The 26305-nt window shown below is 31.4% G+C and carries 28 protein-coding genes; 16 read left to right on the forward strand and 12 right to left on the reverse strand.

Going from position 1 to position 26305, the window contains the following annotated elements:
• Window positions 1–96 precede the first annotated feature (96 nt).
• The 14 genes from atpB (at window position 97) to Q4Q39_RS18065 (ending at window position 13499) form a co-directional block, all read left to right on the forward strand.
• Window positions 97–1191 carry a F0F1 ATP synthase subunit A gene (atpB, locus tag Q4Q39_RS18000; RefSeq protein WP_303283961.1) on the forward strand — a complete coding sequence of 365 codons (1095 nt, stop codon included), beginning with the start codon at window positions 97–99 and terminating at the stop codon, window positions 1189–1191.
• 94 nt (window positions 1192–1285) lie between these two features.
• Complete coding sequence (gene atpE, locus Q4Q39_RS18005; protein WP_076698954.1) at window positions 1286–1477, forward strand: ATP synthase F0 subunit C; 192 nt, start codon at window positions 1286–1288, stop codon at window positions 1475–1477.
• A gap of 92 nt (window positions 1478–1569) precedes the next feature.
• A complete protein-coding gene (locus Q4Q39_RS18010; RefSeq protein WP_303283962.1) occupies window positions 1570–2076 on the forward strand; it encodes a F0F1 ATP synthase subunit B in 507 nt (168 codons plus the stop codon).
• Window positions 2076–2612, forward strand: coding sequence for an ATP synthase F1 subunit delta (gene atpH, locus Q4Q39_RS18015; RefSeq protein WP_303283963.1), 537 nt, complete (start codon window positions 2076–2078; stop codon window positions 2610–2612). The genes Q4Q39_RS18010 and atpH overlap by 1 nt, the downstream gene beginning before the upstream one ends.
• A gap of 65 nt (window positions 2613–2677) precedes the next feature.
• Window positions 2678–4258, forward strand: coding sequence for a F0F1 ATP synthase subunit alpha (gene atpA / locus Q4Q39_RS18020; RefSeq protein WP_303283964.1), 1581 nt, complete (start codon window positions 2678–2680; stop codon window positions 4256–4258).
• Window positions 4259–4343: 85 nt separating this feature from the next.
• Window positions 4344–5204 (forward strand): ATP synthase F1 subunit gamma, encoded by an 861-nt coding sequence (gene atpG, locus Q4Q39_RS18025; RefSeq protein ID WP_303283965.1) that lies wholly within the window; start codon window positions 4344–4346, stop codon window positions 5202–5204.
• A gap of 273 nt (window positions 5205–5477) precedes the next feature.
• Entirely contained in the window at window positions 5478–5984 is a 507-nt protein-coding gene (locus tag Q4Q39_RS18030) for a hypothetical protein (protein WP_303283966.1), read from the forward strand.
• A gap of 62 nt (window positions 5985–6046) precedes the next feature.
• A complete protein-coding gene (locus Q4Q39_RS18035; protein WP_303283967.1) occupies window positions 6047–7507 on the forward strand; it encodes a lipopolysaccharide biosynthesis protein in 1461 nt (486 codons plus the stop codon).
• 1 nt (window position 7508) lies between these two features.
• Window positions 7509–7943 carry a dUTP diphosphatase gene (dut, locus tag Q4Q39_RS18040; protein WP_303283968.1) on the forward strand — a complete coding sequence of 145 codons (435 nt, stop codon included), beginning with the start codon at window positions 7509–7511 and terminating at the stop codon, window positions 7941–7943.
• A gap of 162 nt (window positions 7944–8105) precedes the next feature.
• A complete protein-coding gene (locus Q4Q39_RS18045; protein WP_303283969.1) occupies window positions 8106–9125 on the forward strand; it encodes a sugar nucleotidyltransferase in 1020 nt (339 codons plus the stop codon).
• 111 nt (window positions 9126–9236) lie between these two features.
• A complete protein-coding gene (locus tag Q4Q39_RS18050; protein WP_303283970.1) occupies window positions 9237–10598 on the forward strand; it encodes a tetratricopeptide repeat protein in 1362 nt (453 codons plus the stop codon).
• Entirely contained in the window at window positions 10598–11365 is a 768-nt protein-coding gene (lolB1, locus tag Q4Q39_RS18055) for a lipoprotein insertase outer membrane protein LolB1 (RefSeq protein ID WP_303283971.1), read from the forward strand. The genes Q4Q39_RS18050 and lolB1 overlap by 1 nt, the downstream gene beginning before the upstream one ends.
• On the forward strand, window positions 11365–12594 hold the full coding sequence (locus Q4Q39_RS18060; RefSeq protein WP_303283972.1) for a murein hydrolase activator EnvC family protein: 1230 nt from the start codon (window positions 11365–11367) through the stop codon (window positions 12592–12594). The genes lolB1 and Q4Q39_RS18060 overlap by 1 nt, the downstream gene beginning before the upstream one ends.
• Window positions 12595–12821: 227 nt before the next feature.
• Window positions 12822–13499: a class I SAM-dependent methyltransferase gene (locus tag Q4Q39_RS18065; RefSeq protein ID WP_303283973.1), complete on the forward strand. Its 678-nt coding sequence runs from the start codon at window positions 12822–12824 to the stop codon at window positions 13497–13499.
• 28 nt (window positions 13500–13527) lie between these two features.
• Here Q4Q39_RS18065 and Q4Q39_RS18070 read toward each other — a convergent pair whose 3' ends face one another.
• The 9 genes from Q4Q39_RS18070 to Q4Q39_RS18110 form a co-directional block, all read right to left on the reverse strand.
• On the reverse strand, window positions 13528–13899 hold the full coding sequence (locus tag Q4Q39_RS18070; protein ID WP_303283974.1) for a DUF2200 domain-containing protein: 372 nt from the start codon (window positions 13897–13899) through the stop codon (window positions 13528–13530).
• A 145-nt stretch (window positions 13900–14044) separates the two neighbouring features.
• Window positions 14045–14464, reverse strand: a complete 420-nt coding sequence (locus tag Q4Q39_RS18075; RefSeq protein WP_303283975.1) for an SRPBCC family protein — start codon at window positions 14462–14464, stop codon at window positions 14045–14047.
• Between the two features lie 121 nt (window positions 14465–14585).
• Window positions 14586–14957 carry a DUF1801 domain-containing protein gene (locus Q4Q39_RS18080; protein WP_303283976.1) on the reverse strand — a complete coding sequence of 124 codons (372 nt, stop codon included), beginning with the start codon at window positions 14955–14957 and terminating at the stop codon, window positions 14586–14588.
• A gap of 108 nt (window positions 14958–15065) precedes the next feature.
• A complete protein-coding gene (locus Q4Q39_RS18085; RefSeq protein WP_303283977.1) occupies window positions 15066–16508 on the reverse strand; it encodes a serine hydrolase domain-containing protein in 1443 nt (480 codons plus the stop codon).
• A 344-nt stretch (window positions 16509–16852) separates the two neighbouring features.
• A complete protein-coding gene (locus Q4Q39_RS18090) occupies window positions 16853–17446 on the reverse strand; it encodes a hypothetical protein (protein WP_303283978.1) in 594 nt (197 codons plus the stop codon).
• Window positions 17447–18206: 760 nt separating this feature from the next.
• The gene (locus Q4Q39_RS18095; RefSeq protein ID WP_303283979.1) at window positions 18207–19352 is read right to left on the reverse strand and encodes an acyltransferase family protein; all 1146 of its coding nucleotides are present in this window, start codon (window positions 19350–19352) and stop codon (window positions 18207–18209) included.
• 93 nt (window positions 19353–19445) lie between these two features.
• Window positions 19446–20285: a LytR/AlgR family response regulator transcription factor gene (locus Q4Q39_RS18100; protein WP_303283980.1), complete on the reverse strand. Its 840-nt coding sequence runs from the start codon at window positions 20283–20285 to the stop codon at window positions 19446–19448.
• Between the two features lie 701 nt (window positions 20286–20986).
• Window positions 20987–21238 (reverse strand): helix-turn-helix domain-containing protein, encoded by a 252-nt coding sequence (locus tag Q4Q39_RS18105; protein ID WP_303283981.1) that lies wholly within the window; start codon window positions 21236–21238, stop codon window positions 20987–20989.
• Between the two features lie 46 nt (window positions 21239–21284).
• Window positions 21285–21656: a helix-turn-helix domain-containing protein gene (locus Q4Q39_RS18110; RefSeq protein WP_303283982.1), complete on the reverse strand. Its 372-nt coding sequence runs from the start codon at window positions 21654–21656 to the stop codon at window positions 21285–21287.
• A 438-nt stretch (window positions 21657–22094) separates the two neighbouring features.
• Here Q4Q39_RS18110 and Q4Q39_RS18115 point away from each other — a divergent pair, with 438 nt between their 5' ends.
• Window positions 22095–22223 carry a hypothetical protein gene (locus tag Q4Q39_RS18115; RefSeq protein WP_303283983.1) on the forward strand — a complete coding sequence of 43 codons (129 nt, stop codon included), beginning with the start codon at window positions 22095–22097 and terminating at the stop codon, window positions 22221–22223.
• 219 nt (window positions 22224–22442) lie between these two features.
• Here the strand turns inward: Q4Q39_RS18115 and Q4Q39_RS18120 are convergent, their stop codons facing one another.
• Both Q4Q39_RS18120 and Q4Q39_RS18125 read right to left on the reverse strand, forming a co-directional pair.
• Window positions 22443–22952, reverse strand: coding sequence for an acyl-CoA thioesterase (locus Q4Q39_RS18120; RefSeq protein ID WP_303283984.1), 510 nt, complete (start codon window positions 22950–22952; stop codon window positions 22443–22445).
• Between the two features lie 67 nt (window positions 22953–23019).
• Complete coding sequence (locus tag Q4Q39_RS18125) at window positions 23020–23958, reverse strand: HU domain-containing protein (protein ID WP_303283985.1); 939 nt, start codon at window positions 23956–23958, stop codon at window positions 23020–23022.
• A gap of 103 nt (window positions 23959–24061) precedes the next feature.
• Here Q4Q39_RS18125 and dprA point away from each other — a divergent pair, with 103 nt between their 5' ends.
• Window positions 24062–25165 carry a DNA-processing protein DprA gene (dprA, locus tag Q4Q39_RS18130; protein WP_303283986.1) on the forward strand — a complete coding sequence of 368 codons (1104 nt, stop codon included), beginning with the start codon at window positions 24062–24064 and terminating at the stop codon, window positions 25163–25165.
• Window positions 25166–25325: 160 nt separating this feature from the next.
• Here the strand turns inward: dprA and trpS are convergent, their stop codons facing one another.
• Window positions 25326–26294: a tryptophan--tRNA ligase gene (gene trpS, locus Q4Q39_RS18135; protein WP_303283987.1), complete on the reverse strand. Its 969-nt coding sequence runs from the start codon at window positions 26292–26294 to the stop codon at window positions 25326–25328.
• Window positions 26295–26305 lie beyond the last annotated feature (11 nt).

A 26305-nucleotide genomic window follows, 5' to 3' on the forward strand; every position in this document is an offset into this window, starting at 1 on the left:
AAACAATCCTTTAAAATAAAAAGCAAAATTGTTTTTGTTTTTGATATAAAAACATACCTTTGCAGCGATTTTTAAGCCACTATGATTTAGAGTAATATGCGTAGAAAAATATCTTTAAAACCAATTACATTATTACTGCTTTTAGTAACCTTTGTTTCTTTTGGTAAAGAACAAGGAGGTCACGATGAATCGAAAACCGATAAAGAGGCAGAAAGAAAAGCTTATATTCAACATCACTTACAAGACACCTACGATTTCGGTTTGTTTTCATATACAACAGATAAAGGTGAGCATAAGCATGTAGGCTTTCCATTACCAGTTATTCTTTGGGATAATGGTTTAAAAGTGTTTTCTTCTTCTAAATTCCATCATGGTGAAACAGTTGCTGAGGTAGGTGGGAGCTTTTATAAGCAACATCACGGCAAAATATATAAAGTTGATGGTTTAAACGGAGAGATTGTTTTAGATGATCATCATCATGCCACTAATGAAAAACCTTTAGATTTTTCTATAACTAAAAACGTTACAATGATTATTGTGGTATTTTTAATCATGTTTTTCATGTTTAGTAGAATGGCTAAAGCTTATAAAAAGAATAACGGCATGCCAAAAGGCATGGGGCGTTTATTGGAGCCAATCGTACTTTATATTCGTGATGATATAGCGCGCCCTAATATTGGAGAAAAACATTATAAGAAATATATGAGTTATTTATTGACTGTGTTTTTCTTTGTTTGGATAATAAACTTATTCGGATTAACACCACTTGGTGTTAATGTAACAAATAACATTGCCGTAACCTTCTGTTTAGCAATTATTACTTATTTGATTACGACATTTTCAGGAAAAAAAGATTACTGGAAACATATTTTCTGGATGCCAGGGGTACCAGTTCCAATGAAAATAATTTTAGCACCAATTGAGTTGCTAGGAACTATTATAAAACCATTCTCATTAATGATACGTTTATATGCAAATATAACAGCAGGACATATTGTATTAATGAGTTTAATTGCAATGATGTTTACCTTCCAAAATTGGTTAGGGAGCTCGTTATCATTTTTGTTAGCATTTGTGTTAGGAATTTTAGAGTTGTTAGTAGCAGCACTTCAAGCCTACATCTTCACTATGTTGTCTGCATTATATTTTGGAGCAGCAGTTGAAGAACACGATCATCATGAAGCACATTAAATAATAAGAGTATCGTTCTCACATTGCACTAAGCACAGCCGAAGTGAAAGGTGAGAATTTAATATTGAATGTTTAATTTTTAATTATATATATTATGGAAATTCCAGCTATCGTAGGAGCAGGTTTAGTAGTAATTGGAGCAGGAATCGGAATCGGAAAGATTGGTGGTTCAGCTATGGAAGCAATTGCACGTCAACCTGAAGCTACAGGAAAAATTCAAACGGCTATGCTTATTGCAGCAGCCTTAATTGAAGGTATTGGATTTGCTGCTTTATTTGCAGTATAATTACCAAACAAAAAAGAGAAACAGCTATAACGGTTGGTTATAGCTGTTCTTTTAAAATTAAACAAAAGTTATTTTAGATATATAAATTAATTATGGAAAAATTACTTGAAGAGTTTTCATTAGGATTGTTTTTTTGGCAAGCACTTTTATTTGTATTGCTTGTTTTATTATTAAAGAAATTTGCATGGAAACCAATTTTAGATTCAGTTAATGATAGAGAAGAAGGTATTAAAAATGCATTAGATTCTGCTGAAAAAGCAAAATTAGAAATGGAAAACCTTCAAGCTGATAATCAAAAGTTATTAAAAGAAGCTAGAACAGAAAGAGAAACGATGTTGAAGGAAGCGCGTGATATCAAAAATAAAATGATTGAAGACGCTAAAGGTGAAGCTCAAGATCAAGCTAATAAATTGATTCAGCAAGCGCAAGCCGCTATTGAAAGTGAAAAGAAAGCGGCTATGGCTGAACTTAAAAATCACGTAGCAGGTTTATCTTTAGATATTGCAGAGAAAGTAGTGCGTAATGAATTATCTAACAAAGACAAGCAATTACAATTGGTTGAAACAATGTTAGGTGAAAAATCATTAACAGAAGCATAATGGCAGGAGCAAGAGCAGCAATACGTTACGCAAAGGCGGTATTAAGCTTAGCATCAGATCAAAAAACAGCTGAAGCTGTAAATAACGATATGAAGTTAATTGCTGATACTATTGCAGAAAGTCAAGACTTAAACGATACACTTCAAAGTCCTGTAATCAGTTCTTCAGTAAAAAAAGCCGTTTTATTAGAGGTTTTTAAAAAATCAGATAAAACAACTTTAAGCTTAATAGATACTTTAGTTAATAATAATAGAATTGATATTTTAGGACATGTAGCTTTAAAATACAATCAATTATTTGATCAATCAAAAGGCATTGAACTAGCAACAGTTACAACAGCAGTTGCTTTAACAGCAGATTTAGAGAAAAAAGTCTTAGCAAAAGCGAAAGAACTTACTGGTAAAGACGTTGAAGTAGAAAACATTATAGATGAAAGCATTTTAGGTGGTTTCATTTTACGCATAGGAGATATACAATACAACGCAAGTATTGCAAATCAACTAAACAAATTAAAAAGAGAATTTACATTAAATTAAAAACGTTTTGTCACATTGAGCGCAGTCGAAATGCGTTTAAAAACGAAATTTAAACATAATTAAAGATGGCAGAAGTAAAACCAGCTGAAATATCAGCAATCTTAAAACAACAACTTTCAGGTTTTGAAGCAGGAGCTTCATTGGATGAAGTTGGAACAGTATTAACAGTAGGTGATGGTATTGTACGTGCTTACGGATTGGCTAACGCTCAATACGGTGAGTTAGTAGAATTCGATGGTGGATTAGAAGGTATTGTACTTAACCTTGAAGAAGATAATGTAGGAATTGTATTATTAGGTGCTTCTGTAGGAGTTAGAGAAGGATCTACTGTAAAACGTACTGGACGTATTGCTTCTATTAATGTTGGTGAAGGTATTGTTGGACGTGTTGTAGATACTTTAGGGAACCCTATTGATGGGAAAGGACCTATCACAGGAGATACTTACGAAATGCCTTTAGAGCGTAAAGCTCCTGGTGTTGTTTTCCGTGAGCCAGTAACAGAACCATTACAAACAGGTATTAAATCTATCGATGCAATGATTCCAGTAGGTCGTGGACAACGTGAGCTTGTTATTGGTGACCGTCAAACTGGTAAAACAACAGTTTGTATTGATACCATCTTAAATCAAAAAGAATTTTATGATGCAGGTGAACCTGTATATTGTATATATGTTGCTGTAGGTCAAAAAGCATCTACTGTAGCAGGTATTGCTAAAACGTTAGAAGATAGAGGTGCTCTTGCTTATACTACTATTGTAGCAGCAAACGCATCAGATCCTGCTCCAATGCAAGTATACGCTCCTATGGCAGGTGCTGCTATTGGAGAGTATTTTAGAGATACTGGTCGTCCAGCATTAATTATTTATGACGATTTATCTAAACAAGCAGTAGCATACCGTGAGGTATCTTTATTATTACGTCGTCCACCAGGACGTGAGGCGTATCCAGGTGACGTTTTCTATCTACACTCAAGATTATTAGAGCGTTCAGCAAAAGTTATCAATGATGATAGTATTGCTAAGGATATGAATGACCTTCCTGATTCATTAAAACCATTAGTGAAAGGTGGCGGTTCTTTAACAGCTTTACCAATTATTGAAACACAAGCGGGTGACGTTTCTGCATATATTCCAACAAATGTAATTTCTATTACAGATGGACAGATCTTCTTAGATGGAGATTTATTTAACTCTGGTGTACGTCCAGCAATTAACGTAGGTATTTCTGTATCTCGTGTTGGTGGTAATGCACAGATTAAATCAATGAAAAAAGTATCAGGTACTTTAAAATTAGACCAAGCTCAGTTCCGTGAATTGGAAGCGTTTGCTAAGTTTGGATCAGATTTAGATGCAGTTACTTTAAATGTAATTGAAAAAGGTAAACGTAACGTAGAGATCTTAAAGCAAGCTCAAAACGATCCATTTACTGTTGAAGATCAAGTTGCTATTATTTATGCAGGTTCTAAAAACTTATTAAGAGATGTCCCTGTAGAAAAAGTAAAAGAATTCGAAAGAGATTTTATTGAATTCTTAAAAGCAAAACATGCAGGTGTACTTAGTACATTAAAAGCAGGTAAATTAACTGATGAAGTTACAGATACATTAACAACTGTAGCAAAAGATTTATCAGGAAAGTATAGAGCTTAATCTCCCCAAAAGGGAGAAACTGAAATGGGATTTTAAATTTTAACGAATCAATCCCTCTCCTTTGGAGAGGTTAGGAGAGGAAAAAATGGCAAATTTAAAAGAAATACGTAACAGAATATCATCGGTATCTTCAACAATGCAGATTACCAGTGCCATGAAAATGGTATCTGCTGCTAAGTTAAAGAAAGCACAAGATGCCATTACCGCTATGCGTCCTTATGCAGATAAGTTAACAGAGCTTTTACAAAGCTTAAGTGCGACTTTAGATGCAGATTCTGGAAGTAAATATTCTACACAACGTGAAGTGAAAAACGTATTAATTGTTCCTATTACCTCTAATAGAGGTTTATGTGGGGCTTTTAATTCAAACATTATTAAGCAAACGCAACATTTGATTGATACTGTTTATGCAGATAAAAAAGTGTCTGTTGTAGCAATAGGAAAGAAATCGAATGATGCATTCTCTAAACAAGATAGAGTTATAGCTAATAAGAGTGACGTTTTTGAAGATTTGACTTTTGATAATGTTGCGGAAATTGCCGAATTATTAATGGATAAATTTGTTTCAGGCGAGTTTGATAAAATTGAAATCGTTTATAACAAGTTTAAAAATGCAGCGACTCAAATTATAATGACAGAACAGTTTTTACCAATTGTTCCAGTTGAAGGAGATGCAAATAATAATGCAGATTACATTTTTGAGCCATCTAAAGTAGAGATTGTAGAAGAGTTAATACCTAAATCGTTAAAAACACAGCTTTATAAGGGTGTTAGAGATTCTTTTGCAAGTGAACACGGAGCACGTATGACAGCCATGCATAAAGCGACAGATAACGCAACGGAGTTAAGAGACCAACTTAAGCTAACATATAACAAAGCACGTCAAGCAGCTATTACCAACGAAATATTAGAAATTGTTGGTGGAGCGGAAGCGTTGAACAATTAGACCGAACAGAGTGAGGTCAAATGCTAAAAAAGCGGAAGCGTTGAACAATTAGACCGAACAGAGGTGAGGTCAAATGCTAAAAAAACAGTAACTTTAAATAATTAGACGAAGAGCAACCGAAGTAAAATATTCAAAAAACACTAACCTTTGAATAATTACATTTCTAATGCAGAATTTATTTTCAGTATTTATAATATCAGGCCTCACTTTTGTGAGGCTTTTTTATGGCATCAATTTTGAAATTGTATATTTATAAATATTAAACTTATTATAATGAAATCATTAAAAAATATACCAAGTTCATTACTGTTTTTGCTAATTACAATAGGTTTTTATCAATGTGCCAGCACTCAAAAACTAGAAAATAAACTACCTTTAGAAATAGGAGAAGTCTATTCTCAACATTGGGTTTCAGGAGTTAGAGGTGGCGGTTCAGGTTATAATGTATTCATTCCAATTAAATCAAACCCTAGCAAAATAGTTTTAGACAGTCTTTATTTTAAAGGAAAGCGAGTGAAGTTGGAATCTAAAAGTGCATCCGTTTTTGTAGGACGCTTTAAATCTGAAGCTAATCAGAGGCAAGACATTATCATGAGTAGTGATCCATTGGCTGAATATGGAAATTCAGTCCCAAAAATTTCAAAAAAAATGCCTTTTGAATTGAATGATACAGAATGTATAATTAGCTATCAAAAAGGAAATAAGACATTATACTATAAAATTTCTAATATTACCAAAAAGGCGTCTACAGAGTATCCTATAGCTCCATCAAATAGGTAGTAGCTAATCTTTTGGTTTACATAAGCTAAAAACGTATTTTTAGCAGAATAAAAAATAAATCGTTGAGCGGACTCAAATCATTATTTAAACAAACATTTATTTACGGACTAGCAACTGTGCTTCCTCGAATGTTAAGTTTTTTATTAGTGCCGCTTTATACTTCCGATGGTGTATTATCTTCTGTTGCCGAGTATGGAGAAGTATCGGTTATTTTTTCATATTTCGTACTATTTAATGTTGTTTTAGCATATGGTATGGAAACAGCTTTTTTTAGATTCTTTAATAAAGAAGATGATAAACATAGTGTTATAGGAACCTCAGTAATTTCTTTAATAATATCATCCATTGTTTTTTTTGTAATAGCCTTAATATGCCAAAATCAAATAGCATCGTTAATAAGTATTGATGTAAAATATATTAATCTAGTTATTTGGATTTTATTACTAGATGCTCTTGTTATTATCCCTTTTGCATGGTTAAGAGCCATGCAAAAACCTATGCGTTATGCAATAATTAAAATTTTAAATGTAGTTTTTAACTTAGGGTTAAATATATTTTTCTTAATAGTTTTAAAGAACTTAGCTATTAACGACTCAATATTCGAAAGTATTTATAAATCAAACTTCGAAATCAGCTATATTTTTATTGCTAATTTAATAGCAAGTGCAGTAACTCTAGCATTAATGTTTCCGTTCTATACTAAGACTAAATATATATTTAATTCTAAATTGTGGAAAAGAATGATGCGCTATGCGCTTCCTGTTTTAATTGCAGGTATTGCTTTTTCAATTAACGAAACTTTTGACCGCATTTTATTAGATTATCTACTTCCCGAAAATATTGCTAAAGTCCATATAGGAATGTATTCAGCTTGCTATAAATTAGCATTATTTATGACCTTGTTTGCAACAGCTTATAGACTTGGTATTGAGCCTTTCTTTTTCAGTCATGCTAAAACGGAAAATCCTCAAAAAAACTATGCTAAAATATTGGAGTTTTTCGTGGCTTTTGGAGCCGTTATATTACTTAGTGTTGTTGTTTTTGTTGATGTTTTAAAACCAATAATAGTAAGAAGTGAAGACTATTGGGAAGCTATGTGGGTTGTTCCAATTGTTTTGTTGGCAAATTTCTGTTTAGGGATTTATCATAATTTATCTGTTTGGTATAAGATAACCGATAGGACCAAGTTTGGAGCTTATATTTCAATTATTGGTGCGGTTGTAACACTGGTTATTAATATTCTATTTATCGAGGCCTATAGCTATAAAGCATCAGCTATAGCAACTCTCGTAGCTTATGCAATAATGATGCTATTATCGTATTATTTTGGAAGAAAATATTATCCAATTCCCTACAATCTTAAAAAGATTGGACTTTACTTAGTCCTTTCTATTAGTTTTTCAGGGTTGTCATTCTATCAATTTAGAGAGAATTATATAATGGGAATATCTATGTTAATTGTATTTTTGACAATCATATATTTTTCGGAAATAAATCAAATAAAACAATTATTAAAGCGATAACATGCAAATTAAAATAATAAATAAATCCAATCATGCTTTACCAAATTACGAGACCATAGCGTCTGCAGGAATGGATTTAAGAGCAAATATATCAGAATCAATTACGTTAAAACCTTTGGAGCGTACCATCGTTAAAACGGGATTGTTTATTGAGTTACCCATAGGGTTTGAAGCACAAGTACGCCCACGTAGTGGCTTAGCAGCAAAAAAAGGAATTACCGTTTTAAATGCTCCTGGAACTGTTGATGCCGATTATAGAGGAGAAATAGGGGTTATTTTAGTAAATCTTTCAAATGAAGATTTTACTGTTGAAAACGGTGAGCGTGTAGCGCAATTAGTGATTGCAAAACACGAACGAGCCGAATGGATTGATGTAGAGGAATTGTCTGAAACTTCCAGAGGTGATGGTGGATTTGGTAGTACGGGAGTGAAGTGATTGACAAATTACGATTAACGAAATTTGAAAAGAAAGTAAATAAGTTACGTAGTAGGTTGAGTCTTTCGTCTGCGCTCAAGATAAACTAAAGTCGAAACCTATTTTGAAATAGAAATTTAATTTAAAAGATTCCCTCCTGCGAGGGAATAAAAACAAGATTCAATGAAAATAATAGTACCAATGGCAGGACGAGGTTCTCGTCTACGTCCACATAGTTTAACGGTTCCAAAACCATTAATTCCTGTAGCGGGACAACCTATTGTGTATAGGTTAGTAAAAGATATTGCTAAAGTCTTAAAACAACCTATTGAAGAAATAGCTTTTGTTTTAGGAGACCCAGCATGGTTTGGTGACGATGTGGTTTCGAGCTTAGAAGATTTAGCTAAAAGTTTAGGTGCTAAAGCTTCCATTTATCGTCAAGATCAACCTTTAGGAACAGGTCATGCCATTATGTGTGCAAAACCATCATTGTCTGGCCCTGCAGTTATCGCATATGCAGATACATTAATTAGAGCTGAATTTGATTTAGATGCAACAGCAGATAGTGTGATTTGGACAAAACAGGTAGAGAACCCTGAAGCTTATGGTGTTGTTAAATTAAATAAAAATAGCGAGATTGTTGAGTTAGTTGAAAAACCAGAAAACTTTGTAAGTGATCAGGCAGTCATTGGAATTTACTATTTTAAAGACGTTGCTGTTTTAAAAGGAAAATTACAAGAGATTCTGGATGAAAACGTTATGAATGGAGGAGAATACCAAATTAACGATGGTATTAAACGTATGATGGCAGAAGGAAAAGTATTTAAAACAGGAACCGTTGATGAATGGATGGACTGTGGAAACAAAGCGATAACTATTGAAACAAATCAAAGAATGCTAGGCTTTCTAAAGTCAGATGGAGATGAACAATTAGTATCGACTTCCGCAAAATTAGATAACTCAACCATTATAGAACCTTGCTTTATTGGCGAAAATGTTATTCTCAAAGATAGTACAATAGGGCCTTATGTATCTATAGGTAATAATAGTGTTATTGAGAATTCTAATGTTAAGAATAGTTTAATTCAAACAAATACCACAATTAAAAATGCTAATTTAGATGAAGCTATGATTGGGAATCATGTTAAATATGATGGCAATTATACATCTATAAGTATTGGTGATTATTCAATATTAGAGTAATTTTTTGTCATTCCCTCGTAGGAGGGAATCTCGTTAAATGAGTTTTGGAACACTATTTGAAACTTATTCGTCATGTCGAACAAAGTGAGACATCACATAATAAATTAATAAATGAAATATAAAATCTACATATTATTAGTACTCTTAGGAATCGTATTCTTTCCACAGAACAGCTATGCACAAGTAGATTTTAATAAAAAACCAGATGATGATTTAGGGAATGTAGAGGACACGTTTCAAGAAGCTTTTTATGAAGCCTTAAAGCAGAAAGGGATTGAGAATTACGATAGATCAATTGAGTCCCTTTTAAAGTGTATAGAATTAGATAATTCTGTACCGGTTTTATATTACGAATTAGGAAAGAATTATAATAAGCTTAAAAACTTTGGTGCAGCAGAAGAAGCATTAAAGAAAGCCGTTAGCAAAGAACCAGATAATGAATGGTTTTTAGATGAGTTATATGGGTTTTATGTATCGCAGAATGATTATGATAAAGCTATAAAAACGATCAAGCAACTTGTTAAATATCATCCAGACTACAAAGAAGATTTAGCATCCCTTTATTTTAGATCTAAAAAGTATGATGATGCTTTGAAGTTATTGGATGAATTAGATTCAGAATTTGGAATTTCGGTATCTCGTGATGTCATTCGTAACAAAATTTACGAAGCAACAGGGCGTAAAAAAGATCAAATAAAGAATCTGGAAGAACGAGTAGAAAGTCATCCAGATAAAGAATCTAATTACTTGGCATTAATCTTTCGTTATAGCGAAAACAATGAAAAAGCAAAAGCCTTTGAAACAGCTAAAGAACTGTTAAAGATTAATCCGAATTCACAGCTAGTACATTTGGCTTTGTATAAATTTTATTTAGATGATAACGAGGCCGAAAAGGCGATTAAATCTATGAAAATTGTTGTTAAAAGCAAAGAAATAAAACCAGAAGCAAAACTTAAAGTATTAACAGATTTTGTGAGTTTTGTTGGTAATAACCCGAAGTATGAAGCAGATTTGGTAGAAGCTACAGCTATGGTTGGTAACCATAATAATAGTAAAACACTTATTGAGTTAGGACAATACTATTTAGCTAAAAAAAATAAGGAAAAAGCTTTAGAATACTTTGAGGCAGCATTAAAGTTAGAAGCAAATAACTTTGGTGTTTTACGCAATGTATTATTACTGTATATAGATTTGCAGAAGTATGACCTAGCTAAAGAAAAAAGTAATGAAGTGCTTCAGAAATATCCATCTCAACCTCTATTTTATTTAATAAATGGTGTTGCTTTAAATAAATTAAATCAACCCAAAAAAGCAATTGAGGCTTTAGAGCTAGGTTTAGATTATATTATTGATGATACTAAAATGGAAGCCGATTTTTACAATCAGTTAAGTAAAGCCTATAGTTTATTAAACAATACGGCAAAAGCAAAAACGTTTAGTGATAAAGCAAAACAATTAGAAAGTTCAAATTAATGAAAATACGCTCTCAATTCACTTTAGCTCTTTTAGTCCTATTAGTATTTAATTGTAAATCATCAAAAATAATTGCTGGAGGAGATCCTAATTATAAACTCTCTACAAAACAATTAATAAAGGAAAATGCAAAACAGGTTCCTAGTTTTGAAACACTTAAATCTACACTTAAAATAACCTATATACAAAAAGGAAACTCGCAATCGTATTCAGTAAGTTTTAGAGCCAAAAAAGATGAAGCTTTATGGATTAGTGCCACATTTTCGATAGTAAAAGCATTAGTTACACCAGAAAAAGTAAGTTTCTATAATAAACTAGATAACACTTATTTTGAAGGCGATTACAAATATTTAAGTGATTTATTGGGAACAGAATTAGATTTTCAAAAGGTTCAAAATTTATTGCTAGGAGAGGCTATTTTCGATTTAAAAAATGGAGGCTATAAAGCCTCTGTCGATAATAAATCTTATGTTCTTCAACCTAAAAAACAACGAGAGCTATTCGAGATATTCTTTTTGTTAGACCCATCACATTTTAAAGTGAAGTCCCAGCAAATATCACAACCAAAAGAATTTAGGCATTTACAGATTGATTATTTATCACATCAAGAAGTTGAAAAACAGATTCTTCCAGAAAAGATAAAAGTAATCGCTCTGGAAAGTAATGAAGAAACGATAATAAATTTAGAGTTTAAAAATGTCTCTCTAAATGAAGCATTGCGATTTCCATTTAAAATACCATCTGGATTTAAAGAAATAAAGCTCTAATGCTAAATAAGAAGTCTTCATATACGATCATTTTTTTTCTAGCATTTTTATTAGGCGGGTCTTTTGCTTTTTCACAGAATAATAAACAAAAGCAATTAGAATCTCGACGGCAAGAATTACGTAGAGAAATTCAAAAAATTAATCAATTACGGGCTGAAAATAAGTCGAAAGAAAAATCACAAATATCATTAATTGAAGATTTTAATTATAAGATAAGCGTGCTATCTAATCTTATCAAAGTTACTAATCAGCAAGCTAATTTAATAACCCGTAAAATTAATTCAAATCAAAAGAAAATAAGTACGCTTAGAGAAGAATTAAAGCAGCTTAAACAAGATTATGCTGCCATGATAGTAAAGTCTTATAAAAGTAAAAATAAGCAAAGTAGAATCATGTTTTTGTTATCCTCTAACGATTTTAAACAAGCATATAAACGATTACAGTATATAAAACAATATTCAGATCACCAGAAACAACAAGGAGAAATTATAAAGGCTAAAACATTTGAATTACAAGGTATAAATAGAGATTTACAAGATCAAAAAGAAAACAAAAAGCGATTGATTGCCGATAATAAAGAGATTCAAAAAACTTTAGAAACGGAGCGTAAGGAACATGAAGTGTTAATGAGGTCAATTAAAAAGAACTTATCGTTATATGCCTCTCAAATAAGAAAAAAACAACGAGAAGCTGATAGAATTGATAATGAAATAGATCGTATTATTAAAGCCGCTATTGTTAAATCTAATAGAAAAGCAGGGAAGGTGGCTAGTTCGAAAAGTTTTGCACTTACGGCCGAAGAAAGAGTTTTAGCTTCTAAGTTTATATCGAACAAAGGTAAATTACCATGGCCAGTTGAAAGAGGCGTAGTAAGATTAGGTTATGGTACACAACGACACCCTATAGATAAATCATTAACAATTAAGAGTCACGGTGTGCGTATTGCTACGCAAAAAGGAGCTAAAGTAAGAGCTGTTTTTAGTGGAGAGGTAAGTGAAATACTTAGAATGAAAAACGTAAACCCCATCGTAATGATTCGCCATGGAGATTACTTAACGATCTATAAAAACTTATCTAGCGTTAATGTTAAAAAAGGAGATAAAGTATTAACCAAACAAGTTATTGGCAACGTATTTACAAATCCTTCAAACGGAGAAACCATTTTGAGTTTTACAATTTCTAAAGGTACAAAAACAGAGAATCCAGCTTCTTGGATTTATAAAATGTAATGTTATTCTTTGTTTTTGTTAGTGATTTTTTCATCGTTTCAAGATATTGAGACAGATTAGCTTTCATTTTATCTAATTATCACTAATCTTCAATATGTGAGTTGTACGGAACAGAAGTTTATGAAACAGCAAGCCTAGCACAAAGCAATGCATTTATTTAGTTTTAACATTTCATTTGAATAGGTATAAAGGTGTTTGTATAGCTTGTATGGATCAATAGCGTATTTATGAAGAACAAAGAAAATGGAACTAAAAGAATAAAGAAACCTTGGCCAACTAAAGATGCTATGGAACAGGTTTATGCCATGAAACTATGGGGTGGTAACACATCTGATTTTTATTCAGGTGCTGGATCGCATCATCCTGAGATCTTAAATCCATATATAAATGTTTTAACATCATTTTTAACCTCTTTTAAAAGCCCTCTAGTAGTATGTGATTTAGGTTGTGGGGATTTTAATGTAGGGAAGGAATTGGTAAAGTATACCAAGAAGTATATTGCGGTAGATATAGTAGCAGGTCTTATAGAGCGTAATAAAGAAAAATTTAAAGAAGCACATTTAGAGTTCCACTGTTTGGATATCGCAGTAGATGATTTGCCTTCTGGGGATTGTGCTATACTAAGGCAAGTCCTGCAACATGTATCGAATGCAGAAGTACAAAATGTAGTTAGAAAGCTAACAGGTTTTAAGTATGTTATTTTAACAGAGCATTTACCTAATAGAGATTTTGTACCTAATAAAGACATTATTTCAGGACAGGGAATTAGACTAAAAAAACAAAGTGGTTTAAACGTATTAGCCCCACCATTTAATTTTAAAGTAAAGGAAGAAAAACAATTATTGTCTGTTATTCTAAATGATGATAAAGGGGTTATTGTAACTACGCTTTATAAAGTTTTTTAAATTGACATCTCAAATCTTGACTAACTAACTAATTTTTCGGTTCTCGCAAAATCTTTTCCATCTTCCTGCCTTTCGCCAATTCGTCCACTATTTTGTCTAAATACCTTACTTGTCTTGTTAGAGGAGTTTCAATTTCTTCTATCCGATAACCACAAATAACTCCTTTAATTAAAGAAGCATTTGGATTCAATTTTGAATTTACAAAAAATGTTTCAAAAGTTACTTTTTCGTCAATCAGTTCTTGTAGTTTTTTGTCATCAAAGCCTGTTAGCCAAGTTATTACTTGGTGTAGTTCTTCCTTTGTTCTGCCTTTGCCCTCGACTTTTGTGACATAATGAGGATACACCGATGCAAATGTCATTTTTGCAATTCTAGCATCATGTTCGGGTGTTGTCTTCATACTATTTTAATTTTTTAATAGTCCTTTAATTACTATCGTTTAGTATTGTTATCAAGATGATCATACAAAACAGCACAAACTTTTGATTAAGTATCTAATTTAGAATTAAATGTGCATAGTATTAGAGGCTTTTATATTCAGTGACCTATTTTATAAATGGCTGGCCTTCTCCAGTTTCACATAGTGATTTAAGACTGTCCAAAAATCGACCCCAATGATGATTGCAAAATCCAAAGAATTCACTTTCTTCTGCCCAATTTAGATGAGAAAATTTAAGGAAAGTAGTATCGTCTTTTTCTTTCAGTTCAAAAGATAAATTAGTTCCAATCCATTCCTTATCTCCATCTACACATTCCCAATGAACGTCATTGGGTGAGTTCAGTTTTAAAATTTTCATTTTGTTGAAATATTCGTCACCGAATTTAAAATGATTTACGTGTCCTTCTTGTGGTTTTGCAGTAGTTTCATGTGTCCACCAACCCTTTAAGCCAGCTTCCAATGTTATTGCATCATATACTTGTTTAGCAGATGCCGTAATTGTTAAGTTATGTCTAATATTTGCCACCTGTTTTCAATTTTAATAATTTGGACATAGAATTCATTATTTTTATTGCCACGAATGGTTTGTGTATGTAACATAGCGTGTAAAAAGATACTAATTTTTCAGATCAACACAGAGCCGAATTTTAACTTTTTCTTTTAGATTCATATGGTTTTGTTTCATCCAGCAATATGGCTTCATGTAAAATCTCTTTAATAGTTTCCAATGGAATTTCTTTCAAATTAGAAAACTCAATACTTCTAAGTTGCTTTCTTCCGTTACTTTTTAAAAGCCCCTGATTATTTGATAATTCATTACCTCTCATAAAGGCAAGCTCTATTTTTTCATTCTTTAGAGGTTTTAAATAGCAAATCCAACTCTTCTTGTAATAGCAGGGATTCTTAAAAGTTATTTTGCTTGTCAACGAATAGCCATTTGTCAATATACTATGAAAGAATAACATTATTTCTCTTTGCGTATTGTCAAACTGATAAATCAAATTCTCTACTTCTGTCATTTTTTTGTAATTACTGCCAATTGGTACATTAAGCTAATAAATAAGCAACTAACTTTGGTTTAGCTAAAAATAGTAATTTTTAAACACAACCTGTAACTCGTTTTTAAATCACCAGCCAAAAGCCGTAATTTGATTCTGTTCATTGAATTTTAGGTCAAAGCAAGGAGTTAATTCTTCAATTACTCCTCGTTTTGATTCTAATAGTATGTCATAAGTATCGTCTTCGTATTCTAATGTGTGTACTAACTTGTAATCTGTAAATTCCTTTTGCATCGCACGGAAATAATTTTTAAAACGTTTGTGTTTACCAGTATCAGGAATATGGGCTTTCATAAAGCTTTCTATTGTTTGCTCAGTCTCTATTTTCAATAAGATAGATGCAAATTTGTTTATAACAGTCATGTTTTTATTAGGTTCTTCGCCAGCACTATATTTAGTACTATTCATTTTAGGAACGATAGGTTCATAGTTTTCATCAAAGATTAATTTTTCTATCTCTTTACCAATTCTGCGTGTATCGTACCTAACAAGACTAGTCATGTAAATAATAACGGTATTTTTTTCTTCAGGAAGTCTGATAAAGTTGGAATAATTAACGCCATTAAAACCACTATGAGCAATTTTTTTTGTGTTTCTATCACTTTTTAAAACGACCCATCCATAACCATAAAACTGATTTTTGTTTATCAATACATGAGGTTCTACCAAAAATTTAGTTGATTCTTCGCTAAGAATCTTATGCTCTTTTAAAGTGGTATACCATTTGTACATGTCTGATGGTGTAGATAGAATTCCCCCATTTCCTTTTTGATGATACGATATTTTATTTGAGTTTATTTTCCATTTTTCTATATGTGCCCCTCTATCTTCTCCACATTTGTAAGCATATGCGATGTTGTTTTTATCCCAATTAGGTAATATATAGCCTGTGTTTTCCATCCCAACCTTTTTAAAGAAAACGTCATTTAAGTATACCTCATAATCTTGTTGGGTTATTTGCTCAATAATTATTGTTAATAAAGTGTATCCAACATTAGAATAGTAATATGAACTACCAGGAGCGAAATCTAGAGTTGAATTAAAAACTTTACTTAAAAAATCTTCTTTTTCAATTAAAACAAAATCACCTCCATTAGTAAGGTTTCCTATAATTCCTGAGGTATGGGTTAGTAATTGGTGAATAGTAATATTTTTCTTATCAGCAGGAACATTGTCAAAGAAACCTGCTAAAGAATCTTTTACAGATAATTTACCTTCCTCTTGTAATTTCAGAATTGCTGAAGCAGTAAATTGTTTTGTAATAGAGCCTATGGTGAAAATGGTTTCTTCGTTAGTTTGTGTTTTTTTATTTCGATCACTTAAACCTAGTCCTCCCGAGTATAATACTTCTCCTTCTTGAGCAATTAAGATACTACCAGAAACTCCATTATCTTCACACTCTCTTAAATAATATTCAATTCTTTTTTTTAGAATATTTTCAGTTTGATGAGTCTCTTTGCAAGAAGTAAATAAAGTAATGATTCCCATTAAGGGAATTAGTGTTTTTTTCATTTTCCGATTCTGTTTTAAGATTGATTAAAAAATAAGACGAACATATCGGTTATATGTTACAGTATATATCAAATGTGTTACAACGGCTCGAATAAAAAAGTCGTTTTTAGTGCTTTTTATTTTGTGTTAGTAACCGTTTTGATGCCGAGAATATTTTTTGGTAAATGTTTTAATTTATTCGAAATGAGAATCCAATTAAGAGCCAATATAATATGCCGAAAAACCTAATAGACTAATTTTAAGTGAGTTTTAGCCTCATTTTATTAGGTAGGGTAGGAGTTTCTATGTTTTTTAATTTCTTGTTTTTAATGAAACATTCTTTAATACCCGTTTTATTCCTTTACTTAATTCCAATTTATATCTTTATATTCATTTTCGATCTCAAATGGATCTGGTTCAAGATGAGCATGTTGATCATCATATATTTTACCTGTTATTTTTTCTATTTTGTATGATGATTCTTGAGATTCTGAAAGTACAAGAATGTCATAGTAGTTTTCATATTCGCGAATTGTCATATCGTCTACAAAATTTGATATACCACCTACAGATCCAATTTCATTACTTTTGTCAATTGCTTCAAAAACAAATTGCATATTCCTCTTCATTTCTTTTGTTTCTTTATAGAATGGTATTTTATAGTTTGGAATAGTTGAACCATAATCTGCAGGGTTAGAAACTGCATCTTTACTACTCACTCCTCCTAAAAGCCCTACTAAAACATCACAATAAAAAACTGTTTTTTGGGGTATGTATTTTATTGGATTAAAAAATGATACATAAATTATTTTACCGTTTGTGCATACTTCTATTTTTTTAAAATTCTCCTTGCTTGCTTTTTCATTAGTCTGATATGATCTAGAATTAAGGGACTTTAATGCTAATTCTACTATAGAATCCTTTCCTAAAGCTATGAGTTCTTTTACCTCTTTATCCATTTTTGTATTTTGAGAATAACAAGGAGTATAATTTAGTATTAGATTAAAAATTATTAGTAGTTTAAATATTTTCATTACTTATATTATTATGAGAATTAATGCTAATAGTTATATACCATTTTTTCTTGTTCAAATTTCTATACAATATGATTAACTTATTCTTAGAAGTGATTTAAACTTTTTGTGTTTAAGCGAAAATTAGTCATTTTTTGAATCATTTGAAGGCTTTTTTAAGTTGCATAGCAGAGCTACGGAAGGCAAAAAAGACAAAAATGAACTAAAAAGGGCAATTTTTTAGTAAATGGAAAAAGTTTAAATGACTTCTTAGTAAGAACTTTTAAGCAAAGGTAAGTACAGAATACTATTTACATTACACTGTTTTCCGTGAAAATATTTTTATGGCATACAAATTAGACAGTGATAGGTAATTACTGAGAACGGGAGACCTTGCAAAAAGTCTCTTTTATGAATAAAAATAAGAGAATTAATTCAATTAAATAAGTTATATGTATTTAAAATTTTATGATTCTTTTTACCTCTTACCAGAGTATGAGTAAAATGCCACTGTCGCTTGAGCGTCCCGAACTGGTACTCGGTAATCTGTTGCCTTTGCTTGTAATAGTCCGGACGGCTTTCTACCCGTTTTTGATTTCCCTCCAAGTACTCTTGGTAATAGTTACGTTCAATAAATCGACCATTTTTATTATTGGTGTACTTTTCTTTTAGTCTACATCCCGCTCAGGTCTTGGTTTTGTAGTGCTTAACACGGTGCCCGTTTTTGTTGTACCACTTTAATCTTCTTCTTTAGGCCAAAAAGTGGTCTAATATATTTCCAACGACGAATTAAGAATTCATAAAAAAACCATGAAAAAATAAAAGTGCCTAAAATCATTATTGAAGACTTTACAACTAACGACCAATCTAATTTTATTAGGTAATAGGCAATCACAATCATAATAGTCTGATGTAAAATGTAGAATGGGTAAACTGCTTCGTTGGCATAATTTAATAAATTACTTTTTCTATTTAAGTATGTGGCTGAAAATCCAAATAAAGCGAGTATCCAAGACCATAAGTTAGCAATTTTAAAGAAAGCTTCTGTGTAATGTCTTATATGTGAATCTTGATATTGATGTGTGATAAATAGCATGATACTAAAGCTTAATATTCCTGCTATTAAAAAGTGTTTTCTATACCTTTTAGCAGTACGCCAAAAGGTGTCTTTTATAGAAATTAGGATAAATCCATAGAAAAATAATGTTATGCAATTTATAAAAGTGAACCAGTCGTTTAATAAGGCATGAGTAACTGGAAAGATAGGTTCGATTAAGGTTTCAATGAAATATAATGGAATGATAAAAATGTATAATCCTATAGGCCTAACTGTTATTCTTTTTATCCAAGAAATGAACTTATTATTTGGATGATTTTTTAGGTAGAAGAACAAAGGGATTAATATAATTGAGAAAACCAACAAATAAGGCAAAAACCATAAATGGTGCCAACTAAAATTACCTTCTGGATAAATTCCAATAAATAATTGACTGGGCCAAAAATCAAAATAGTTTCCAGCAAACTGATTTTTATCTAATCGTTCAAAATATATTTGAGGAGAAATAATACAAATCATTCCGAATATTAGGGGTAATCCTAGTCTTTTAATACGTTCCACAGTAAATTGCGCTCCGGTTCTTTTTTGTAAAGCATAATAGGTCCCCATACCAGAAATAACAAATAATATGGGCAGTCGCCATTGATTGAGAAACCACATAGGATAGACTAACCGATCATATATGACATTATTTTTTATATGAAATTCCCAAGGAACAAAAAACATTCCCACATGGTAAAAAATTAGTAATCCAAATACTATTACTCTTAACCAATCTAAATCGTGTCTACGCATCAAATCTATTTTTTTGATCAAACTATTAAAAAAAAGTATTGTTATTTTTTAAATGTGATGACTGACAAACTTTAGTGATGAGAAGCAAGATATTTAATGAGAATTCATCTTTTCATTAAATATTGAAATCATATTTCTTGAAACAGGAATGATGTTAGAACAGTTTTTAAGTAGTAATTTATAGCCTTGTGCATTACCTGAAACAGAATCAATTTGGCTCATATTAACAATGTAAGAACGATGTGTTTTTATATAGTTGGAATAAGAGTCCAAAATATTTTCCAAACTTTTCATTGTTAGTCTTTTTAATATTTTACTTCCGTTGATTAAAAATAATTCAACATAATTACCTTCTGCTTTTGCGTATAAAATATTTTCCGAATCAACATCCAATTCATTTATATATGACGAAATTTCGTTAGCGATAGTAGCAGTTGATTTTGAAATATTAAGGGCATTTGCATTTTTGACATTTTTAGTGTTTAGTCTGTGGTGATTTACAGGTACTAATATAAATGCAAATAAAATCCCAACTAGAAAGGTGTTTCGTAACTCTTCGTAAAAATATTGTAAAGACCAATTATTGGGATTATCGTAGATAATATCTCTAATAAGAAATTGTACAATGCCTACAAAAAGTAAAAACAAAGCGATTAAAATTATTTCTTTTTTTATAGTCCAATTCTCTTTTTCAAATGAAGATATTTTTAAAGAAAAAAATATTAAAACCATAAAAACAGGAGTACATGAATGTATTAAAGTAATCCAAAAGTATCCCATTTTATGTTCAGGTTGATAAACTTCAAAAGGCTCAAAAAAATAACCAAATAAAAGGGTCATAATGAATAATAAGCCTGTTATTATGTATAATTCTTTCCCTTGATAATAAAAAGGGTATGCTTGAGATAAAAAGTTTGAAATTTTTCTTTTCAATTTAAAGTAAGGTGTTTTTTGTATTAAACACAACGGTTCAAATAAAAAGCCGTTTTTAATGCTTTTTATTTTGTGTTAGTCATTGTTGTAACACGTTATTTTACTTCAATTAAATTTTGCTCTATTTTGAGCCTCTTTTTTTCAGTCGAGTATTTAATTCCAGTGTATAATTTCCGCTCTCAATTTTTTTCTCTCCAACGTAGTCAATCGGCAAAATTAGAGCGGTAAACCACTCGTCATATTTGAACATTCGCTTTATAATAACAGTTACTTCAATTCCATTATTCTTCTATATGTAAGGAACTTTTATAAATTCAGAATATTTATTTTTCCAAACATCTTTTATTACGTATTCGTTTCTGCCAATTTCTAACTTCGCCTCCTTAATATAATATTTTCCATTATTGAATATCCTCAAATTAACAGAGTCGGTTTCTACATTATTTTGACAATAACATAATGTCGAAATTAAAGGTAAAATTCCTAAAATGAGTTTTTTCATAATGTGTTACAACTATTGTGTAAACACAATATTTTGTTTATTCCTTTATATTTCTGGATATACGTAATAAAGCTTCGTTTATTTCTATTATAGACAAATCAAATATAAGAAATGACTTTCATAATTAAATGATGTCTTAACTTTAAATTCTAAGAAGTTTGTAATTCTATTATAGCAAGGAAGTAGTTAAAAAAACCATCTATTTAAAATCATCTTTTTCTATTTTGAAATCTAATAATTCTTTAGGGTTAACATTTAAACCCTTAGATATTTTAATTAAAGTACGAAAAGTAATATTTGTTTTTCCTTTTTCAATCTTGCTAAAATCGCTTGGGTCTATATCACATAGTGCATCTACCTCTTCAAGGGTATAGTTTCTACGCTCTCTAAGTTCTTTAACTCTTTTGCCAAAAACGATTAAAAGTTTATTTAATGCATTATCAACGTTCATTACTTCTATTTTGAGTGAAGATCTAACCTTTGTATAACAATATAACTTAGCTTCTTTTCTTTAGTAAATTATATTTGTTCGTGATTGTTGTTTTCAAAAAAGTATAATAGTCCCTTTTGTCCTGAGTAAGTTTATTTTCAAGCTTTAAAGACTCTTCTACAATGGATAATAAATTATCTTTACTTTTTAAAATAAATAAGTTAGAAAAATCAACATCTAATTGTTGACTTATAGAATATATCTTATCCCAACCGCTAACGTTTTCAAATCTTTCTACTCTTCCCACCATTGTTGGATTTGAGCCTAACATTAAAGAAAGGCTGTGTTGAGAAAGTCCTTTCTTTAGTCTAGCTAGTCTAAGAACACATCCTAATTGAATATTTAAAAGATGTAATTCTATTTCTCCATACTTTCCCATAGTGTAAAATTTGAAAAAATAGCCTAGTTAATTCGATACAAATTTGTATTGAATAAATATTTTACTATATTGTACTCAATTATGTAATTTTGCGATTCTTTATATCAAAAATATTGAAGCATTCGCTTTGAATCTCGCGCTAGAAAACTGGTGATTTTATAGGAACGAGGTGATAAGTAAGATGCTCGCGTCTTTGGGCGTGGGCTCGCTTGCTGTTCCTCGGTATACCAGTACCTCTAGTGCAATAAGTTGAGTTCCACGCCTTTTTTGTTTCCAAACATCACAGGTTTTATTAGGGTTTGTCTCATTTATTTAGGCAACTTCAAGTTGTATATTATAATACCTAAATCCACTAAAAATGGAATTAACCTGCCTGTCCGGACAGGTAGGCTCAACTTATAATCTTAAAAGCTTAAGTAAAACGTAAAAATGTAACTTATGGAAAAAACAGAAACGTATACACTGCCAGACAGTTTTATACTGCCACATTATGCCATTATAGCCACATTAATGGTACTACTAGATAAATCTGAGCTAACAATGCCGTTAAAAAACATTGTAAAATAGGGTTAAAGGTTATTGGTATCATTCATGCCGACATGAGCTACAACACAGGAACGAATCTTTTATCAAGAAAAGGATTTGATGGATTCTTTAAGTTATTTCCTGCTATATATTTTAACAATAGAGCATTGATTCCAGCAAATATGATTATCGACAATATAGAATTGTGTGTTAAAGCAAATAAGGTATTATGTGTTGACAAGAAGGAACTAACCCTGTAATTTATTCAAATAAAGCTTTTAATTCTGTAGCCTCATTTGGTTTTATTTTTCCAGCTAATAATAAACTTAATTGTTTACGACGCAATGCCGCATCAAAGCGTTCTTTTTCTAAAGCAGTTTCTGGAGCAATTTCGGGGATTGCTATAGGGCGTCCTGTTTCATCTACCGCCACAAAGGTGTAAATAGCTTCATTAGCTTTTGTTTTATCTCCCGATTCTCTATCTTCTATCCAGACATCAATAAACACCTCCATAGACGTTTTAAAAGCACGAGATACTTTAGCTTGAACAGTGACAACACTCCCTAAAGGAACGGCTCTATTAAAGGCCACATGATTCACAGAAGCGGTTACTACAATACGTCTTGAGTGGCGTCTTGCCGCAATACTTGCAGCGCGATCCATTCTTGCTAGTAATTCCCCTCCAAATAAATTGTTTAAAGGGTTGGTTTCACCAGGCAAAACCATGTCGGTAAGGATCGTTTTAGATTGTTCAGGAGTGTTTGCTTTCATCACATGAATTTAATAATGTGGCAAAGTTAAGTATTAAAGCAGTAAAATATGAGTGAATTTGTAAAAACTAATCTAGTTTTCTAACATCTAACCAAGCATCTATGTTATGCGTGTTCTTTATAGTTCTTAAAGCTTTTAAAGCCTCAAGTCTATCTTCGTAACTTGCATAAACAACTTGGTGTAAACCGTATCTGTTAACACCGATTTTTCTGGCGCTGAAACCTTCTGCTTTAAGTTGTTGAACCTTTTTGTTGCAGTTTTCTTCAAATCTAAATGCGCCAGCAATAATATGGTAGTTACCAGTTTGCTTCGTGACATTTAAATTAATAGCAGGAAACGGATTTAAATTAAATGTTGCTTGTTGTATTTTAGAGTCTAATTGTTGAGCAGCTTCTTCTTGTGCTAATTGATTGTGTTCCTCAACTTTATTCACGTAATAATTAGCGCCACCAAGACCACCAAGTGTTAAGGCTACTAAAGCAATTGCAGCATATTTTAAATAGGACGGTGCCGTTTTACGCTTTTCGGGTGTAATAGCAATAGGAATTACTTTTTCGATTTTTTCAACCTCTTTTTTGTAAACCTCACGAGTTACTTTTGGAGATACAAATTGAGATAGACCAAAAGAATCTGTTAGGTAATTAAGATGGTTTGAAGGTTCAAATACAATTTTACCTTCACTGTTAAAAACAATCTCTCCAATGTTTTTAAAAGTAAGCGTTTCTCCTTGAGTTAGATAATTCTTTAATATATGTACCCGCTTTTCAATTTTTTTACTGGCAACTTCAAAAGGGATTTTTTCCACATCTGCAATATAATGTGCTAATAAACCATCATTTTTTTGAATTTGCTCATTAAATGATACCGTTTTACTAGGCGGATAAAAAGCATTTGTGGTTTCATGAATGGTCGCAGATACGCGTTGTGTTAAAAAAGCACCAAACTCAGGAATGGTAACACATTCATATCTATATAATAAATCGCTTATGTAGGTCTCTAATTGCATAAAACAAAGTTAAAAAATTATGCTTTCATATAAAATTTAGACACAAGTATTTATTAACAGTATAAAAATCCTTTTATTGCAGCTTTAAAATCAATGATATAGCATGACAGAAAATGATTTGTTTTATACTTTGGCGTTGCAACATGTGCCTAATATTGGGGATATAACAGCAAAACGTCTTATTTCACATTGTGGTACTGCTGAAGCTGTTTTAAAGGAAAAGAGGCAAAACCTGCTTAAAATTGGCGGTGTAGGAAGTGTTATTTTAAGTGATTTATTTAAGTCGTATCATTTACAGGCTGCAGAAAAGGAAATAGACTTTATAAAATCGAATAAGATAAAGGTCTCTTATTTTATGGGAGACCATTACCCCCCAAAACTAAAACATTGTATTGATGGCCCTATTTTATTGTTTCAATCTGGGAATATTAATTTAAAACAACAACAGCTTATTAGTATTGTAGGCGCTCGTAAAATTACAACTAGCGGCATGGCATTTTGTGAAGAGTTAGTGGAAACTTTAGCACCGTATAACCCTATTATTATTTCTGGATTTGCTTATGGAACAGATATTACGGCACATAAGGTAGCTATTAAAAACAAGTTACAAACTATTGCTTGTTTAGCGCATGGATTGAACCAAATTTACCCCAAAACACATAAAAAATACATGATTGATATGGAGAAGAATGGTGGCTTTTTTACCGATTTTTGGAGTAGTGATTCATTTGATAGAAATAATTTTTTAAAAAGAAATAGAATTATTGCAGGTTTAAGTGAAGCAACCATCGTTATAGAATCTGCTGAAAAAGGAGGGAGTTTGGTGACTGCAGATATTGCTAATTCTTACAATAGAGATGTTTTTGCTGTTCCGGGAAGAACTACAGATAGCCAGAGTATGGGGTGTAATAATTTAATAAAGCATCAAAAAGCACATATGCTTACCACACCTCTGGATGTACCCTATATTCTCAACTGGGAATTAGAAGAACCCAATAAACCAGCTATACAAAAACAATTGTTTGTAGAATTGGATACTACAGAAAAAACCATTTATTCATATTTAAAAGAAAACGAAAAACAACAACTAGACACGATTGCTATTAATTGTAAGATGCCTATTTTTAAAATAGCAAGCGTATTACTTGCTATGGAACTTAAAGGAGTTATTAGACCGTTACCTGGGAAATTGTTTGAGGTTGTTTAATTCCTGCCTTTCGTCTTCGCTCAAGATAAACTACAGCAGGAATCTTATACCAGAAGTTTTTTTGTTATTGAAATATTGTTGCTTTTATAATTAAAACCTTAAATGACTTATTTATGGGGTATAATCTGATTAATGAGATTCCTGCCTTCGCAGGAATAAGTTAATATCCTACTTTCTCCCTAACCCTATCCAAAACAGCATTAGCAACTATTTTCGCTTTTTCAGCACCTAAATTTAAGGCCTTATCAATTTCACCAAGATTATCCATGTAGTAGTTATAGCGTTCGCGTTGTGTCGCAAATTTTTCAATAATCAATTCAAATAAGGCTTGTTTTGCATGTCCATAACCATAACCACCATTTTCATAATTAGCTTTCATGGTTTCTATTTGCTCATCGTTTGCCAATAAACTATAAATAGCAAAACAATTACAAGTTTTCCAATCTTTAGGATCTTCCAATGGTGTACTATCCGTTTGAATACCCATTATTTGCTTGCGCAGTTTTTTATCAGCTAAAAATATATTGATAATATTATTTCTACTCTTACTCATCTTTTCACCATCGGTTCCAGGAATGAGTTTTGTGTGTTCTTGTATTTTTCCTTCAGGCAATACAAAAGTGTCACCAACTTTAGCATGAAAACGTGAAGCAACATCGCGTGTCATTTCAATATGCTGTAATTGGTCTTTTCCAACAGGAATAATTTCGGCATCATACAACAGAATATCTGCAGCCATAAGCATTGGATACGTAAACAACCCTGAGTTTACATCTTCAAGTCTGTCCGCTTTATCTTTAAAACTATGAGCTAATGTTAAACGTTGGTAAGGAAAGAAGCAACTTAAATACCAAGATAGTTCGGTAACTTGAGGAATATCACTTTGTCTGTAAAATACTGTTTTTTCTATATCTAAACCAAAAGCTAACCAGGTAGCAGCAGTAGAATAGGTGTTAGTCCGTAATGTTTTGGCGTCTTTAATTTGAGTTAAAGTATGCAGATTTGCAATAAATAAAAAAGAATCATTTTCTGGGGTATTAGCCATTTCAATAGCAGGCATAATGGCTCCTAAAATATTTCCTAAATGTGGTGTTCCCGTACTTTGTATACCTGTAAGTATTCTTGCCATAATATTCCCTG

The sequence above is a fragment of the Flavivirga amylovorans genome, assembly GCF_030540875.1.
Classification (GTDB): Bacteria; Bacteroidota; Bacteroidia; order Flavobacteriales; family Flavobacteriaceae; genus Flavivirga; species Flavivirga amylovorans.